Consider the following 15,601-nt stretch of genomic DNA (forward strand, 5'->3'; position numbering starts at 1 on the left):
TCATTAAGCCGTCAGAGAAGAATGTCCGTGATCAGGAACTCGACCGGCATCCAATTATCATCCCAAAGACCGCCGTCGATGTTCAGGTGCAGGTCGGCAAAACCATCCCCGTCGATATCAGCGAAAATATCAGCATATCTGTTGAGAAACGCCGTTCCGTCATATCTGTCGTAGTAAGTGATCCACAGCTGTCCGGCCTCACCGGTTGGCCCGTCGACAAAGGTGAAAGCCTGATTTCCGTAACGACTTGTGTCTGCGTCGATCCGCGACAGATCCAGAACATCTATTGCGCGCTTAAAGTTCAAAACGTCGCCAGCCCCCTCTTCGGCAGAGAAATACACATAAAGATCGCTGCCTAAGCCGCCGTCGAGCCGGTCGAACCCTAAACCGCCGCGCAACACATCGCTACCGGCGCCGCCGTCCAACACGTCATTGCCACCACGACCCTGCAGGAAATCATTGCCGTCGCCCCCCACAAGTCGGTCGCCCTGTTCCGCACCGTAAAGCCGGTCGTCGCCTGCCATCCCAAACAGGGTCGACCGGACGGAGCTTACGCTAAGGATGTTGTTGAGCGCGTTTCCCCTCAGATACATTGGCGCGGCGGTCCCGACAGTCACGCCGTTCTCGACATTGTCGGACAGGGTATAATCTGCCGCGGAACTGCGCACTGTATCGATGCCTTCGCCGCCAATTTCGACGATCTTATCCGTGCCGCTGTCGACGAAATAATTGTCGTCACCGCTGCCGCCGACCATTCGATCGGCGCCGCCGCCATCGTGGAAGACGTCGTTCCCGGCCTCTCCGTAGAGCACATCGTCGCCGCTGCCGCCATCAAGCACATCGTCGCCATTCCCACCCCACAGGGTGTCGTTGCCGCCCTTGCCAAACAGCACGTCGTTGCCATCGAGCCCCGCGATCGTCTCGACCACGTCGCCGCCCCGGATGACATTGCGGACCCCGTTGCCGGTGAGAACCGCGGGCCCGGCCGAAGCCCCGGCGCCGACCACGGTCAAGTTTTCGAAATGGGTGGCCAGCGTGAAGCTGGCGCCCCCGCCGACCTCGACCGTATCGGTTCCCTCGTCGACATGCTCGACCATCTGGACCGGCGCGGCGGCATCTACGCGATAGATATCGTTCCCGATGCCGCCATGAAGGACGACGGACGAGCTGGAGAGACTGCCGAAGTCATAGAAACGATCATCGCCGGCGTCACCGTGGATCGTGCCTCCAATGGTATGGGCGTAGCCGAAAAACCGATCGTCGCCAGCGCCGCCCGCAAGATCGACGCCTGTGACGTCCGCATAGAAGTTGAAACGGTCGGCACCGCCGTCTCCCTCGACGTCCACAGTCCCGCCACGGATCAGGACGAGGTCGCTTTCGTCACCCATCGATGCGGTAACGGCACCACGCCACACAGACAGGACGTCGGCCCCGCCCAGAAACGCCAGAATGTAGGTGTCATCCAACTCTACCGAGTAGACGTCGTTTCCATCGGTGAACGACTTTACAACCGGCATGCGCTTACTCCCGCAAATGGTGCCAAGAAGGACTTTGATCGACGCCCAAGTAGAAAGCAAGAAGTCGAAGCTAGTTTTGATTTATTGATGCTTTCCCACAGTCCCTGAGACTGAAAGACTGATCGAAGGATCCCTGGTGGCCGCTTTCCACCCAAAGCGGACGTTGCGAGTGCACCCTTATCTTCTCGGATCGGTGTAGAGCAGGGCCGTATCTGGCACCGATCGCCATCGCGGGCGTTGGCTGGGGATGGCGCTCGCGCATCTTTCCCACGCCGTTGCGGCGGCAGTCGTCTTGACGGGCTGCGTCCAGCGACTGGCGGTCCTTCCTCCACCTCATGCGGAGGTTCGACCGGTCGTGGCGGCGGACAATCTGCAGGGGCGGTGGATCATCGCGGCGGTCAACGGTCGGCAGGTTTCCGGCTTGTGGATCGAGCTGGGCGGCGAGGGCGCGGCGACGATCACGCACAAGGCGGGCCGCGTTTACGTCGCGTCGCCGCAACCGCCGACGCGGGCCTTCCTGGGGTGCAACGAGTGGCGGCCGAGCGGATGGACCCGCAACGGCGACAAGCTGAGCCTGGGCACCGAGATGTCGACGCGCACCGAACGCGGCTGCGATACGGCACGAGAGGCGCTGGACGAAGCGGCCTATGCCATCCTGCGCCGGACGATGACGATGGAATTGACGCCGCCCGCCCGGCTGCGGCTGATCAACGAATTCGGAACGCTCGACTTGGTCCGCGACAAATAGAGGTATTCTCCGCCGGGAGCAGTGCCAGTACCCCGGCTGCTGCCGTCCGGATACTGATTGACAGGGAAAACAGACGATGGACTTCAAGCATTCCGCAGTGGCGATCGTGCCGAGCGAGGACCTGGACTCGAGCGCGGCGTTCTATGCGCGGCTGGGGTTCGGGGTGACTTCGGATTATGCCGCGCACGGCTATCGCATCCTGCACGACGCGGGCGGGGCGAGCGTTCACCTGACCCGGGTCGAGGCGGGGACGATCGATCCGGCGGTCACCGCGCACGGCATCTATTTCTATTCCGAGGAGGTCGCGGCCCTGGCGGAGGCGTTCGGATTGCGGGCGGAGGCCAAGCCGTGGGGCCTTACCGAATTCGCGGTGTCCGACCCGAGCGGGGTGCTGGTGCGGGTCGGCTGGCCAGGCTGATCCGCTGACTTGGGTTAATGTCCCGGATTGGGTCGCGCGGGATTGGGCGGCGGCGCAAGGCCGTTCGGCGAGGTAAAAGGCGCGCGTCAATTCAAGTGGGGCAACTTTCGATGAACACCGCCAATCCCGAGTTCCAGCCGCGCCGTTCGGAGCGCCGGAGTGTCGAGCTTCGCGCCTTCCTGGTCCGCGGCGAGAAGCAACTCACCGACGCCTTCGTGACCGATATCAGCTATGACGGATGCCGGATCGAAACCGAGGAAAAGCTGAAGGCGGGCCAGCGGCGCGAGCTGCGCGTCGCCCGGCGCGGCATCAGCCACGTCGAGGTGCGCTGGACCGACGGCGACAAGGCCGGAGCAATGTTCGTCGGCTGATACGGAACGAGTCATCTGTTGACATGTTTGTCAGTAGAGTGAAGGCTTAGCGCCTTAGAGGAGACTCGTTTCCGTGTTCCGCCATGCCGTCGCCATCCACCCGTCCGACATCGACCACATGGGTCACGTCAACAACAGCGTGTACCTGCGCTGGGTGCAGGACGCAGTGGTCGATTACTGGCAGAGCGTCGCGCCCAAGGAGGCCGTGGCACGGCACCTGTGGGTCGCGATGAAGCATGAGATCACCTACCTGAAGCCGAGCTTCCTGCAGGACGTGGTCGTCGCCGACGTCGTCGCCGAGAAGGTGGAGGGCGCGCGGGCGTTCTTCACCACCGTCGTCAAGCGCGGCGAGGAAGTCGTCAGCGAGATCCGCAGCTGCTGGTGCTGCCTCGACGCGACCAGCCTGCGCCCGGTGCGGCTGGCGCGGGACATCGCCGCGCGGTTCGTGGGCGACTGACGCTCAGGCGAACACCGATTTCGGAATGTGGGTGATGCGGCAGGCGAGGTCGGCCTCGCCCGAGGCGACGACGTAGTGATCGCCGGCGTCGGCAATGCCGGTCGTGAAGACGACGTCGCGAACGTACATCAACTCTTCCAGCGGGGCGGTGAGGGTCGGATTGGCCTCCAGCAGCGGTTCGTGCTGCGTGCGGACGACCTTCGACGGATCGTCGCGGTCGAGGATCGACCAGTAGGTGCGGTAGATGCCGACCACTTCCTTGGGTTCGACCCCGTGCCACAGCGTAAGCCAGCCGTCGTCGGTGAGGATCGGCGGGGTGCCGCCGCCGATCCGCGCGGTAGCGACGGTGGCGCTGTGCGGACGGATGCCCGGCTTGAGGTGCGGGCGCCAGTGGAAGAGGTCAGGCGAGGTGGCGAGGTTGATGGAGGGGCCCGCGCGCCATTCGCTGCCGGGCGGATAGGCGAAATAGAGGTCGCCGAGCGGGCGGGTCTGCGCCCAATATTGCCCGCCGACCTGACCTTCGAAGACCAGCATATCCTTGTTCTGGTGATCGAGGACGATCCCCTCGAACGTCCAGTCGAGCGCGTCGTCCGAGGTGTAGAGCGTGGTCGAGTGTCGTTCCGGGCTGACCGAGCAGCTGGTCATGACATAGCGGCCGTCGACGCGGCTGATACGCGCGTCCTCCACCCCATAGCATTGGAAGCTGCCCTGCGGCGCGATGGCGCGATCGTAGTGGACGGCGACGATGTCGAGGCCGTCGGGGGTCATTTCGACCGGGAGCAGCCAGGACAGGGAGGTCAGGGCCATCACTCTCCACCCGCTGCCGGCAATCATGAATTTGCGCGGGTCGGCGGTGTCGACGGTCTCGAGCGGCCAGCCGTCGAGGTGGTAGTGACCGTCTGCCCAGCGGATGGCGTGGACCTTGCTGTCCCGCTTGGGATTGCTGAGCGCCTCGGCGATGCGGACCATCATCAACAGGTTGCCGTTGGCGAGGCGGGTCAGGCCGGGGTTGAACGCGCCCAGCACATAGGTCTGGCCGTGAAGGTCGGCCGCCAGCGGCGAGCGCGACAGGTCGACGTCGGCGGGCGTGAAAACGAGGCGGTCTTGCGGGAAGGTCATGGGCCGATCTTACAAACTCCGCCGAGCGGTGCACGTTGCATTCGTTGCGGAACCGCCGATCGCTAGGATAAGGCCGGTTTATAAGAAAGAACCAAATAGGCAAATTCTGGCTTGACATTGTCACGCTATCTGGTTAGACGTCAGGAACAGTCAAGAATTGCGAGTCGGCGGAGCGGGCGCCGGATCGCAAGGCGAAGGGCCGGGACATCTTTTCGAGGTGTCACCGGCCCTTCGCCGTTTCAGGCGGGGATGGGATCAGATGGCTCGGAAAGCGGCGGCGGATGCGCTGACGATCGATGGCGGCCGCCGGCCGCGGAGGCGCAAGGCGACGGCGGCGAGCTGGTCGCGGACCAAGGAGCGGCGGTTCCTGGAGGCGCTCGGCGAAAGCTGCAACGTCACTTATGCGGCCAGCGAGGCGGGCGTGTCGTCGACCAGCGTTTATCGTCGGCGGGCGCGCGAGGCGGCGTTTCGCGAAGCGTGGGGCCAGGCGGTGGCGATCGGTTACGCGCAGCTGGAACTGGTGCTGCTGGAACGGGCGCTGAAGGGCACTGAGAAGAGGGTCGTTCCGAAGGGCGGCGAGCCGATCGTCATGCGCGAATATAGCGACCAGCTGGGCATCGCCCTGCTGCGCCATCATCGCGACACGGCGGTCGAGGCGGACCGCGAGATCGACAATACGGAAGCGGCCGAGGCGATGGAGCGGATCCTTCATCGGCTGGGCAAGCTTCGCCAGCGCGAGGGGGATGTGGAAACCAAGTCGGCCTCGAAGCGGACCGACGCGATCGCGGCGGCGGTACGCGCGATACGGTCGCATCGATGATCGTTGATATTCCGCTGCACCAAGTTCTGCGGTTCGCGAGCCTGGGTGAGCGGGCGGCGCGGCGCGAGCTGAGCAGCCTGACCCCGCGCGTCATCCTGGACATCGATGCGATGTTCGAGACGTGGGCGCAGCGCGGGCAGATTTCGCCGGGCGACGCGGGCTGGCAATGCTGGCTGATGATGGCCGGGCGCGGGTTCGGCAAGACCCGGGCAGGGGCGGAGTGGATCCACAAGCTGGCGATGTCGGGGCCGAAGCGGCGCATCGCCCTGGTCGGGGCGACGATCGACGAGGCGCGGTCGGTGATGGTCGAGGGGCAGAGCGGGCTGCTGTCGGTCGCGGCGCGGCACGGATCGCGGGTGATCTGGGAGCCGAGCAAGCGGCAGTTGCGCTGGTCTAACGGCAGCGTCGCCGAGCTTTACTCAGGGGAAAGCCCGGACGGGTTGCGCGGGCCGCAGTTTCATTTTGCGTGGTGCGACGAGCTTGCCAAGTGGGGCGAGGCCGAGGAAGCGTGGGCGAACCTGGACATGGGCATGCGGCTGGGCGACCGGCCGCGCGTGCTGGTGACGACGACTCCGCGGTCGATGCCGCTGCTGGAGCAGATCCGCGCGCGGCCGTGGACGGTCGAGACCGGTGGGCGCACCGACCAGAATATCAGCCTGCCCGACCGCTTCATCGACGTGATGATGGCTTCTTATGCCGGGTCGCGGCGCGGGCGGCAGGAATTGAACGGCGAGCTGATGACCGAGGCCGAAGGATCGCTGTTCCCGCGTGATTTGATCGAACGGGCGCGGATTGGCTCGGCGCCGGAGGCGTTCGACAAGGTGGTGGTCGGGGTCGATCCGCCGGCGGGGCCTTCGACAAGCTCAGGACAGGCGCGGGGCGGCGATGCGTGCGGCATCGTGGTAGCGGGGCGATCGGCGGGGAAAAGCTATGTGCTGGCCGATTGCAGCGTTCGTGGCCTGTCGCCGGAAGGCTGGGCGCGGGCGGTCGCGGCGGCGGCGCGGGAATGGAACGCCTGCCTGGTGGTGGCCGAGGCCAACCAGGGCGGGGCGATGGTCGAAAGCGTCCTGAAGGCGGCAGACGCGGGATTGCCGGTGCGGCTGGTCCACGCCTCGCGCGGGAAAGCTGCTCGGGCGGAGCCGGTCGCGACCCGGGTGGCGGTCGGCAAGGTGTGGTTCGCGGGGTGTTTCCGGAGCTGGAGGCGGAATTGAGCGGGCTCAGCGCGGGCGGCGGATACGACGGGCCGGGTCGGTCGCCGGATCGAGCGGATGCCTGCGTGTGGGCATTGACGGAATTGGGCGAGACGAGGAGCGGGGTGCCTAGGGTGCGGATGGCGTAGGCGGAGTGAAATGCGGGCACCGGCGATAGGCTGAGATGCCGAGGGAATCGTCGAGAATGTTCGGGACGGTCACCTTCCTCACGCCCCAGCGACCCGTAGCGACGGTGAAGATCAGGCAGTCGCGGCCGGGATATCGATACACATCAAGTTGCTCGTAGAGTTGTTCGTCGATGTGCACCAAGAATTTCCGAGTTTCAGGGCTGAACTGAGCGCGGGCCGACGGACCGAAGCGGCCGCGACCTCTCATGGACATAACAGTCGCCAGCGTGGACTCCAAAGTGGACGGAAAATTGAAGAAGGCGGCGTGAACTGCGACCTGGCGGCTAAAGTAGGGGCCGATGAAGGGTGCCATTATGAGCATGCCCATGGAGACGAAAAAGCGCCGAAAGTGGGACGGATCAGAAGTGTTTCCGGCAAACTTCCAAGCCATCCAGTAGAACGGTGCGGCCACGATGACGGAGCTGCCAAGCGTGACGAGGAAGGGTAGGCGCGTAATCAGCGTGCTGCGATCAAAGAACCCGTCGAAAAGCAGCAGGAAGAATGTCGCCACGACGAGTATTTTTTCTCGCCGGTTCCAGGGTGATTTGGGCTTGCTGGCGGATTCGTCATTCTTTTTCACGAACGCTTGCTGCCCGGCGGCGCCCAGCCGCGTCAACGGCACGGATTAAGGGAAAATTGAATTCGCAAAGTTAGTTCGGCGGAGTGACTGCCGAGAACCAGAAGTTCTACCCAGGCGATGACGCCACTGCCGAGGAAGTCTTGGCGCTTGCGCGAGTCTATCATCTGGCAGCCGAGACCCTGCGATCAAATGCCAAGGGCGGCGGTCGACTCTCGTTCGCGCCATTCCGGTTCGTCACGATCCACGCGGTCGAGCTGTACTTGAATGCCTACCTGATGAAGTCGGGGCTGACGGTGACGTACGTTCGGGGCCTGCAACATAATTTGAATGAACGGACCCGCAAAGCGTTGAGCGCTGGTCTCGTCCTCAAAGGCAAGACGATCGAGCATCTGGCGAAGATGACGAAGAGCCGGGAATATCTGTTCGCACGGTATGAGCCTGACGCGTTCGATGGCGCTTCAGAAATCACTCAGTTGCAGTCGACTTTGAATAACGTCGCGAAGAAGGTCGAAGCCGAATTCAAAACGTAAGCATCGCCGCGGAGTGAATCCGCGGCGTCGGTCCTGTCGCGCTTGGGCGCGCAGGCCAGCCGGCTTTCGCGCTCTCTTCGACATAAGGCCGGGGTCGCGGTCGCGACCGCAGTCTTATGCTCGGGCGCTCAAGACTAGGAGTACAACATGTTCAATTGGTTCGGGCGCAAGAGTGCGCCGGCGGCCCGCTTTGCCGTGCCTTGGTTGCAGGGGCGGGAGACGGGGTTTGCGGCGGGGTATGAAGCGCAGCTGGACGAGGTCTATCGGCGCAATCCGGTGGGGCTTCGCGCGGTTCGGCTGGTGGCGGATGCGGTGTCGGGGCTGGCGATTGTCGGGGACGAGCGCGGGCTGGTGAAGCCATCCCTGCTGGAGCGGGTGACGGCGGGAGTGCTGCAGCACGGCAATGCCTATGTGCAGCTGATTACCGACGGCCGCGACGCGCCGGCGGAGCTTCATGCGCTTCGGCCCGAGCGGGTCAGCGTGGTGCCGGGCGCGGACGGGTGGCCGGCGGCCTATGCTTATCGGGCCGGGACGCAGGAGACGCGGCTGGCGCGGACCGATCCGCTGGGGCGGCGGCAGGTGGCGCACCTGCGCTCGCTCGATCCGGCGGACGATCATTATGGGCTGGGCTGCCTGGACGCGGCGATCGCGGCGGCCAGCGTGCACAATGGCGCCAGCCGTTGGAACAAGGCACTGCTCGACAATGCGGCGCGGCCGAGCGGTGCGCTGGTGTATGAGAATGACGAGGGCGCCAACCTGTCGAACGAGCAGTTCGACCGGCTGAAGGCGGAATTGGCCGAGCAATTCGCGGGGAGCGCCAACGCCGGGCGGCCGCTGATCCTGGACGGCGGGCTGAAATGGCAGGCGCTGAGCCTGTCGCCGGCGGAGCTGGACTTCGCGGCGCAAGGCGCGCGTTGCCAGTGTCGTTGTCGGTGGCAAGCAGGTGATCGGCGGTCGGACAGCGTCGATCGACGCGCCGTCGGCGGGAAGCGTGGTCGACGCGGAGGCGCGAGCGTGCATCGGCCTGATCCTCGGGGCGCTACGCGGCCACGGCCTCATCGAAACATAATTTTTCTGTTCTGTGACAGGCTTTTGATCACCCCGGGCCCGGCTTTTGCGGCTTTTGGGCAACAGAGGGTGGAATTCCCCCGCTTGCGCAGCAACCGGCGCTCTCATAATGTGTTCGGGCAGTTCTACTGAAGAATGCATGTGAAAGGGGATTTCTATGCGCAAGCTAGCCATTGCGATGGCGCTCGCTTCGACCGCGTTGGCGACCCCGGCTGTCGCTCGCGACAAGTCGGTTTATGTCGGCATCGAGGGCGGCGCGATGCTCGTCCAAGACATTAATATGGACTTCACCGACGAAGACGGCGTGACCACCGAAGGTGGCGTGATGGTCGATCATCGGACCGGCGTCGACGCCGATCTGATCGCCGGTTACGATTTCGGCATGTTCCGTCTGGAAGGCGAACTTGGTTACAAGCGTTCGCGTATCAAGGACATCACGCTGGCCCCGACGGTAAGCTCGGTCGACCCGACCGAGTTCCCGTATGAGGCGAAGGGTAGCGCTCGCGTTTACTCGGCGATGGCCAACCTGCTCCTCGATTTCGGTGACGAGAACGACTGGAGCGGCTTCATCGGCGTTGGTGGCGGTCTCGCCAGTGTCAAGTACAAGGCATCGCTCGACTTCACGGCGGTCGATCCTGACTATGACTATTACGCCGACTATTACGACACGACCTTCAGCGACACGGACAGCGGCTTCGCTTACCAGCTGATCGCCGGCATGCGTAAGGCGATCACGCCGAACCTCGACCTCGGCATCAAGTATCGTTACTTCTCGACCCGTGACTTGTCGTTCGAAGACAACACGTTGTCGGGCAAGTTCCGGTCGCACTCCCTGCTCGCCAGCCTGGTGTACAACTTCGCGGCCCCGCCGCCCCCGCCGCCGCCCCCGCCGCCCCGCCGCCCCCGGCTCCGCCGGCCACGCAGACCTGCCCGGATGGGTCGGTCATCCTGGCCACGGAAACCTGCCCGGCGCCGGCTCCGGTCGCGGTTGGTCCGTTCATCGTGTTCTTCGACTGGGACAAGGACGACATCACGCCTGAAGCGGCGGCGATCCTTGACAACGCAGCGGCTGCCTACGCGCAGACCGGTTCGGCCCAGGTCATGCTCGCCGGTCACGCCGACCGTTCGGGTAGCGACGAATACAACGTCGGCCTGTCGCAGCGTCGTGCCAACAACGTCCGTGCCTACCTGGCCGGTCGCGGTGTTGCCGATGGAGCGATGACCACTTCGGCGTTCGGTGAGAGCAAGCCTCTCGTCGCCACCGAAGACGGTGTTCGCGAGCCGCAGAACCGTCGCGTGGAAATCACCTTCGGCCCGGGTTCGGGTCAGTAAGGTGCATCGGGCGGTGCCAAGCGCCGCCTGATCGTCCAACGACAAGGACGGCCCGGGAGGAAACTTCCGGGCCGTTTCTTTTTGTCCGCGGCGGACGATTGGCTTGAACCCGATGCGATGGGTGCGCGTTCGACTGGGCGGAGGTCCCAATCATGATCCGAATATCAAAGCATTCCCTGGCGCTGTTGGCCGGTGCGGCGGCTCTGCTGGGCGCTTGCCAGCGCGAAGCGAACTCCGATGTCGATACCAACGTCAAAGAGACGACCGCCGTCGCGAACGACGCCGACGCGGATGGCCTGCCGACCACGCAATCGGCGAGCGTTCCCGTGATGGCCGGCGACGGCTCGCCGAAGGGGAATTTGACGGTGACCGAGGACGCCGGGGGAATTGTGGTAGCGCTGGCCGCGACGGGACTGCCCGAAGGCGTGCATGGCGTTCACCTGCACACGACCGGCCTTTGCGAAGGTCCGAAGTTCGAAAGCGCCGGAGGCCACTGGAATCCGTCCAGCAAGAAGCACGGCCGCGACAATCCGGCCGGAGCGCACTTGGGCGACCTCGACAATCTGACCGTGGGCGCCGACGGCTCGGCGACGCTTCGCTTCACGGTGAACGGAGCCACGCTGGCGGCGGGAACGACCTCACTGGCCGACGCCGACGGGACCGCGTTCGTGATCCACGCCAAGGCCGACGATTACAAGACCGATCCAAGCGGCGACAGCGGTGACCGGATCGCGTGCGCGGTCATTGCGCCGGCCCAGGCACCGAAGAGCGCCTAGCCCGGCTTACTTCGCCAACTGAAGTTCACCGGGCGCCGATTGGGGTGCCCGGGCAGGAGCCTTGAGCAGCGGCGCGAGGTAATGCCCCGTGTGGCTATGGGGAGTGGCCGCAATCTTTTCCGGAGTGCCTTCCGCAACGATTTCGCCGCCGTTGACGCCGCCGTCGGGCCCAAGGTCGAGTATCCAGTCCGCCGTCTTGATGACGTCGAGATTGTGCTCGATGACCACGACCGTGTTGCCCTGTTCGACGAGGGCGTGCAGCACCTCAAGCAGCTTGCGAACGTCTTCGAAATGGAGGCCGGTGGTGGGCTCGTCGAGGATGTAGAGCGTGTTGCCGGTGGCGCGGCGGGATAATTCCTTCGACAGCTTCACGCGCTGCGCTTCGCCGCCCGACAGGGTAGTCGCCTGCTGCCCCACCTTGATGTAGCCGAGACCGACTTCCGCCAGCATCGCCATCTTGTCGCGAATGCCCGGTACCGCCTTGAAGAACTCGACCGCGTCCTCGACGGTCATGTCCAGCACGTCGGCGATCGACTTCCCCTTGAACTTCACCTCCAGCGTTTCGCGATTGTAGCGCTGGCCGTGGCAGACGTCGCAGGTGACGTAGACGTCCGGCAGGAAGTGCATCTCGATCTTGAGCAGGCCGTCACCGGTGCAAGCTTCGCAGCGGCCACCTTTCACGTTGAAGCTGAATCGTCCCGGCTTGTAGCCGCGCGCCTGGCTTTCGGGCAGGCCGGCAAACCAGTCGCGGATTTGGGTGAAGGCGCCGGTGTAGGTTGCCGGGTTCGACCGCGGCGTGCGCCCGATCGGCGACTGGTCGATGTCGATGACCTTGTCGAGGTGCTCGAGTCCGGTGATCTTGTCGTACTTGCCAGACAGGATGCGTGCGCCGTTCAACTGGCGAGCGGCTGCCGCGTAGAGCGTGTCGATCGTAAAGCTCGACTTGCCCGAACCCGATACGCCGGTGATGCAGGTGAAGGTGCCGAGCGGGATCGACGCCGTGATGTTGCGGAGGTTGTTGGCGCTGGCATTGTGGACGGTGAGCTTCTTGCCGGTCCCTTTGCGGCGCTTCTCGCGCACCGGAATGAACCGGCGCCCCGAAAGATAATCGGCCGTCAGGCTGTCTTCGCATTTCAGCAATTCGTCGAGCGTGCCGGCGCACACGACTTGGCCACCATGAACGCCGGCGCCCGGCCCCATGTCGATGACATGGTCGGCGGTGCGGATGGCGTCCTCATCATGTTCGACGACGAGGACGGTGTTGCCGAGACCCTTCAGCCGCTTCAGCGTCTCGAGCAGCCGGTCGTTGTCCTTCTGGTGGAGCCCGATCGACGGCTCGTCGAGGACGTAGAGAACGCCGGACAGCCCCGAGCCGATCTGGCTGGCGAGGCGGATGCGCTGGCTTTCTCCGCCGGATAGCGTGCCCGACGTGCGGTCGAGGTTGAGATAATCGAGGCCGACGTTGTGGAGGAAGCCGAGGCGCTCGTTAATTTCCTTGAGGATCGCGCGGGCGATCTCGCGCTGCTGCGGGCCCAGTTTTTCTTCCAGCGAACCGAACCACTGAAACGCGTCGGCGACGGAGCGGCGCGCCGACAGGCTGATGTCCTCGCCGGCGATCTTGACCGAGAGCGCCTCCGGCTTGAGGCGGGCGCCGTGGCAAACCTCGCACGGATGGGAAGCCTGGTACTTCGATAGCTCCTCGCGCATCCATGCGCTTTCGGTCGACAGCATCCGGCGTTCCAGGTTGCCGAGCACGCCTTCGAACGGCTTCTTTACCTCATAACTCTTGCGGCCATCGACGAAGCGCAGCGCCACCGGCTTGCCCTTGGTGCCGCGAAGAACCACCTGCTGCGCCTCGTCACCAAGGTCCTTCCACGGCGTGTCGAGCGAGAAGTTGTAAGCGCGGGCGAGGCTCCCCAGCACCTGCATATAGTAGGGCGAGGGCGGATTGGACTTCGCCCAGGGCACCACTGCGCCCTTGGCGATCGATAGCGCGTGATTGGGAACGACGAGGTCCTCGTCGAACAGCAGCTTTTCGCCAAGGCCGTCGCAGGCCGGACAAGCGCCCTGAGGAGCGTTGAACGAGAAGAGCCGGGGTTCGATTTCGGCGATGGTGAAACCCGACACCGGGCAGGCGAATTTTTCCGAAAAGACGATCCGCCCCGGAGCGCCGAAGTCGAGCTTCATGCCTGACTGGGCCGTATCCATGTTTTCGGTTGGCGGGTCAGCCGGGTCAAGGTAGGCGAGGCCTTCGGCAAGTTTCAGCGCGGTCTCAAAGCTGTCGGCGAGGCGGCTCTCGATGCCCTCGCGGATGACGATGCGGTCGACGACGACCTCAATGTCATGTTTATATTTCTTGTCGAGCGCCGGCGCTTCCTCGATCGCATGGAATTCGCCGTCTATGCGGACTCTGGTGAAGCCGGCCTTCTGCCATTCCGCCAGTTCCTTGCGGTATTCGCCCTTGCGGCCACGAACGACCGGCGCGAGCAAATAGTGCCGCGATCCCTCGGGCAGGGCCATGACGCGATCGACCATCTGGCTAACCTGCTGCGCCTCGATCGGCAGGCCGGTGGCGGGCGAGTAGGGAACGCCAACCCGCGCCCACAGCAGGCGCATATAGTCGTAGATTTCGGTGACCGTCGCGACGGTCGAGCGTGGGTTGCGGCTGGTCGTCTTCTGCTCGATCGAGATGGCCGGGGACAGGCCGTCGATATGTTCGACGTCCGGCTTCTGCATCATCTCAAGGAATTGCCGGGCGTAGGCGCTCAATGATTCTACGTAGCGGCGCTGACCCTCGGCGTAGATGGTGTCGAAGGCGAGGCTCGACTTGCCCGATCCGCTCAAGCCGGTGATGACGGTCAGGCTTTCGCGCGGGATGTCGATGTCGACTCCCTTGAGGTTGTGTTCGCGCGCTCCGCGAACGCTAATGTGAGTCAGCATAGCCGGCTATTTGTTCCATATTTGTTCGCGCGCGGCAAGGGGGCCGCGGACAATGAACGTGAGGGCCCTAGATGGGTTTCCACCGCTGTGGATCAACCGCGCCCCAGCCGATAGGTCTCGACCGTTTCGTAGAGCGCTCCGGATCGGGAAAGCGTACTTTCCATCAGCGTGAACGCCTCGACGCGTGACGGATCACCGGCAAGGCCGGCGTGCCGCTCCAACCAGTGATGGGGCGCAGCGGCGCCGCGGCGACCCCGGGCCAGGGTGATATGCGGCAGGTAGGCGCGACCCTCCGGCAAAAGTCCGACATTCGTGATCGCCCTGTCGATCTTGGCGTGAAGCGTCGCCAGCGGCTCGCGCGGGCCGACGCGGGCAAACAAGGTCCCGCCACCCCGCTGGTCGAACCAACCGACTCCGGTGAGCGACAGCTCGACCGGCGGGGCATGGATCGAGGTGAGTGCCGCGGCGATGTCGTCCCCGACGCGGCCATTAACTTCACCGATGAAGCGTAGGGTGACGTGCAATTGTTCTTCATCCTGCCAGCGCCATCCGGGCAGTCCCTCGTCCATCACGTCGAGGCATAAGTCTTGGATCGCGGGGGCGGGCGGAGGGCGACGAACAGGCGGTGCATGATGAAAGGCTAACCAACGGATCGACGAACCGCGACCGGTTTTCCTTGAAGTGCCCCCCTAAAACACCGATATTGGCCGCATTAGGGGATGTGTCGTCGAGGCCCCCAGAAGAGGAGTTGGAATGCAGAACCAGTTCGACCCGCGTATTCGGAGTGTGGATCCGGCGATTGCCGTCGGTGTCCCGCGCGCCGCTCGCGATGCCGGCCTTCGGTCCTACATGCTGAAAATTTACAATTACATGGCGTCGGGCGTGCTGCTGACCGGCATTGTCGCCTTGCTGTTTGCCGAGTCCGGCTATGCCGCACAGGTGATGCAGACGCCGCTGCGCTGGCTGATCATCCTGTCGCCGCTGGCGATCGTCTTCGCGATGAGCTTCGGCATCAACCGGATGAAGGAATCGACGCTCCAGACGCTGTTCTGGTCGTTCGCGGTCCTGATGGGCCTGTCGATGTCGACGATCTTCCTGGTCTATACCAATACTTCGATCGCGCAGACCTTCTTCGCCGTGACCGCGTCGTTCCTGGGACTGAGCCTCTATGGCTACACCACCAAGCGCGACCTGTCGGGTTTCGGTACCTTCCTGATCATGGGTGTCGTCGGCCTGCTGGTAGCGATGGTCATCAACCTGTTCCTGCAGTCGCCGGCCATGTCCTTTGCGATCAGCGCCATCGGCGTCCTGATCTTCGCGGGACTGACCGCCTATGACACGCAGAAGCTGAAGTCGATGTACGCTTATGTCGCGGGCACCGACATGATGGGCAAGACGGTCATTATGGGTGCGCTGACGCTGTATCTGGACTTTATCAACATGTTCCAGTTCCTGCTCAGCTTCATGGGCAACCGCGAATAGTTTTCGCGGATAGCGGACAAGGAGAGGGCCCGGCGGTCGATCCGCCGGGCCTTTTTTGTCCGAAG

14 protein-coding genes and 2 pseudogenes are annotated in these 15,601 nt (G+C 64.1%); 11 read left to right on the forward strand and 5 right to left on the reverse strand.

Features of this window, described 5'->3' with window-relative positions:
- Positions 1-11: 11 nt before the first annotated feature.
- A complete protein-coding gene (locus H9L12_RS02640; protein WP_187542506.1) occupies positions 12-1,577 on the reverse strand; it encodes a calcium-binding protein in 1,566 nt (521 codons plus the stop codon).
- Positions 1,578-1,872: 295 nt separating this feature from the next.
- Here H9L12_RS02640 and H9L12_RS02645 point away from each other — a divergent pair, with 295 nt between their 5' ends.
- The 4 genes from H9L12_RS02645 to H9L12_RS02660 all read left to right on the forward strand — a co-directional run bounded on the left by H9L12_RS02645 (position 1,873) and on the right by H9L12_RS02660 (position 3,511).
- Positions 1,873-2,265, forward strand: a complete 393-nt coding sequence (locus H9L12_RS02645; protein ID WP_187542507.1) for a hypothetical protein — start codon at positions 1,873-1,875, stop codon at positions 2,263-2,265.
- A gap of 76 nt (positions 2,266-2,341) precedes the next feature.
- Positions 2,342-2,683 (forward strand): VOC family protein, encoded by a 342-nt coding sequence (locus H9L12_RS02650; RefSeq protein WP_187542508.1) that lies wholly within the window; start codon positions 2,342-2,344, stop codon positions 2,681-2,683.
- A gap of 110 nt (positions 2,684-2,793) precedes the next feature.
- The gene (locus H9L12_RS02655; RefSeq protein ID WP_187542509.1) at positions 2,794-3,054 is read left to right on the forward strand and encodes a PilZ domain-containing protein; all 261 of its coding nucleotides are present in this window, start codon (positions 2,794-2,796) and stop codon (positions 3,052-3,054) included.
- A gap of 118 nt (positions 3,055-3,172) precedes the next feature.
- Positions 3,173-3,511, forward strand: coding sequence for an acyl-CoA thioesterase (locus H9L12_RS02660; RefSeq protein WP_187543126.1), 339 nt, complete (start codon positions 3,173-3,175; stop codon positions 3,509-3,511).
- 3 nt (positions 3,512-3,514) lie between these two features.
- Here the strand turns inward: H9L12_RS02660 and H9L12_RS02665 are convergent, their stop codons facing one another.
- Positions 3,515-4,630 (reverse strand): glycoside hydrolase family 130 protein, encoded by a 1,116-nt coding sequence (locus H9L12_RS02665; RefSeq protein WP_187542510.1) that lies wholly within the window; start codon positions 4,628-4,630, stop codon positions 3,515-3,517.
- Between the two features lie 259 nt (positions 4,631-4,889).
- Here H9L12_RS02665 and H9L12_RS02670 point away from each other — a divergent pair, with 259 nt between their 5' ends.
- Together H9L12_RS02670 and H9L12_RS02675 are read left to right on the forward strand one after the other, a co-directional pair.
- On the forward strand, positions 4,890-5,450 hold the full coding sequence (locus tag H9L12_RS02670) for a hypothetical protein (protein ID WP_187542511.1): 561 nt from the start codon (positions 4,890-4,892) through the stop codon (positions 5,448-5,450).
- A pseudogene (locus H9L12_RS02675) lies at positions 5,447-6,789 on the forward strand (DNA-packaging protein). Before H9L12_RS02670 ends, H9L12_RS02675 begins: the two are co-directional and overlap by 4 nt.
- Here H9L12_RS02675 and H9L12_RS02680 read toward each other — a convergent pair.
- Positions 6,770-7,444 carry a hypothetical protein gene (locus H9L12_RS02680; RefSeq protein WP_187542512.1) on the reverse strand — a complete coding sequence of 225 codons (675 nt, stop codon included), beginning with the start codon at positions 7,442-7,444 and terminating at the stop codon, positions 6,770-6,772. The pseudogene H9L12_RS02675 and the gene H9L12_RS02680 overlap by 20 nt on opposite strands.
- A 47-nt stretch (positions 7,445-7,491) precedes the next feature.
- On the opposite strand from H9L12_RS02680, the gene H9L12_RS02685 reads away from it, so the two are divergent.
- The 4 genes and pseudogenes from H9L12_RS02685 (at position 7,492) to H9L12_RS02700 (ending at position 11,114) form a co-directional block, all read left to right on the forward strand.
- Positions 7,492-7,938 carry a hypothetical protein gene (locus tag H9L12_RS02685; RefSeq protein WP_187542513.1) on the forward strand — a complete coding sequence of 149 codons (447 nt, stop codon included), beginning with the start codon at positions 7,492-7,494 and terminating at the stop codon, positions 7,936-7,938.
- 147 nt (positions 7,939-8,085) lie between these two features.
- Positions 8,086-9,138 (forward strand): phage portal protein, encoded by a 1,053-nt coding sequence (locus H9L12_RS02690; RefSeq protein WP_187542514.1) that lies wholly within the window; start codon positions 8,086-8,088, stop codon positions 9,136-9,138.
- 25 nt (positions 9,139-9,163) lie between these two features.
- Positions 9,164-10,338, forward strand: a pseudogene (locus H9L12_RS02695) (OmpA family protein).
- 152 nt (positions 10,339-10,490) lie between these two features.
- Positions 10,491-11,114, forward strand: coding sequence for a superoxide dismutase family protein (locus H9L12_RS02700; RefSeq protein WP_187542515.1), 624 nt, complete (start codon positions 10,491-10,493; stop codon positions 11,112-11,114).
- Between the two features lie 6 nt (positions 11,115-11,120).
- Here the strand turns inward: H9L12_RS02700 and uvrA are convergent, their stop codons facing one another.
- On the reverse strand, positions 11,121-14,054 hold the full coding sequence (gene uvrA, locus H9L12_RS02705; RefSeq protein ID WP_187542516.1) for an excinuclease ABC subunit UvrA: 2,934 nt from the start codon (positions 14,052-14,054) through the stop codon (positions 11,121-11,123).
- Between the two features lie 92 nt (positions 14,055-14,146).
- Positions 14,147-14,623, reverse strand: a complete 477-nt coding sequence (gene thpR, locus H9L12_RS02710; RefSeq protein WP_246450520.1) for an RNA 2',3'-cyclic phosphodiesterase — start codon at positions 14,621-14,623, stop codon at positions 14,147-14,149.
- A 184-nt stretch (positions 14,624-14,807) separates the two neighbouring features.
- Between thpR and H9L12_RS02715 the strand changes: the two genes are divergently transcribed.
- Complete coding sequence (locus tag H9L12_RS02715; protein WP_187542517.1) at positions 14,808-15,536, forward strand: Bax inhibitor-1/YccA family protein; 729 nt, start codon at positions 14,808-14,810, stop codon at positions 15,534-15,536.
- Positions 15,537-15,601 lie beyond the last annotated feature (65 nt).

Origin of the sequence: Sphingomonas rhizophila, from assembly GCF_014396585.1 — a bacterium.
GTDB classification, from domain to species: Bacteria; Pseudomonadota; Alphaproteobacteria; order Sphingomonadales; family Sphingomonadaceae; genus Sphingomicrobium; species Sphingomicrobium rhizophilum.

What these genes read in the sequence shown, in the direction of transcription:
- H9L12_RS02650 (WP_187542508.1), top strand. Translation starts at nt 2,342, where the DNA reads ATGGACTTCAAGCATTCCGCAGTGGCGATCGTGCCGAGCGAGGACCTG.
- H9L12_RS02655 (WP_187542509.1), top strand. Translation starts at nt 2,794, where the DNA reads ATGAACACCGCCAATCCCGAGTTCCAGCCGCGCCGTTCGGAGCGCCGG.
- H9L12_RS02660 (WP_187543126.1), top strand. Translation starts at nt 3,173, where the DNA reads ATGGGTCACGTCAACAACAGCGTGTACCTGCGCTGGGTGCAGGACGCA.
- H9L12_RS02665 (WP_187542510.1), bottom strand. Translation starts at nt 4,630, where the DNA reads ATGACCTTCCCGCAAGACCGCCTCGTTTTCACGCCCGCCGACGTCGAC.
- H9L12_RS02670 (WP_187542511.1), top strand. Translation starts at nt 4,890, where the DNA reads ATGGCTCGGAAAGCGGCGGCGGATGCGCTGACGATCGATGGCGGCCGC.
- H9L12_RS02690 (WP_187542514.1), top strand. Translation starts at nt 8,086, where the DNA reads ATGTTCAATTGGTTCGGGCGCAAGAGTGCGCCGGCGGCCCGCTTTGCC.
- H9L12_RS02700 (WP_187542515.1), top strand. Translation starts at nt 10,491, where the DNA reads ATGATCCGAATATCAAAGCATTCCCTGGCGCTGTTGGCCGGTGCGGCG.
- uvrA (WP_187542516.1), bottom strand. Translation starts at nt 14,054, where the DNA reads ATGCTGACTCACATTAGCGTTCGCGGAGCGCGCGAACACAACCTCAAG.
- thpR (WP_246450520.1), bottom strand. Translation starts at nt 14,623, where the DNA reads ATGGACGAGGGACTGCCCGGATGGCGCTGGCAGGATGAAGAACAATTG.
- H9L12_RS02715 (WP_187542517.1), top strand. Translation starts at nt 14,808, where the DNA reads ATGCAGAACCAGTTCGACCCGCGTATTCGGAGTGTGGATCCGGCGATT.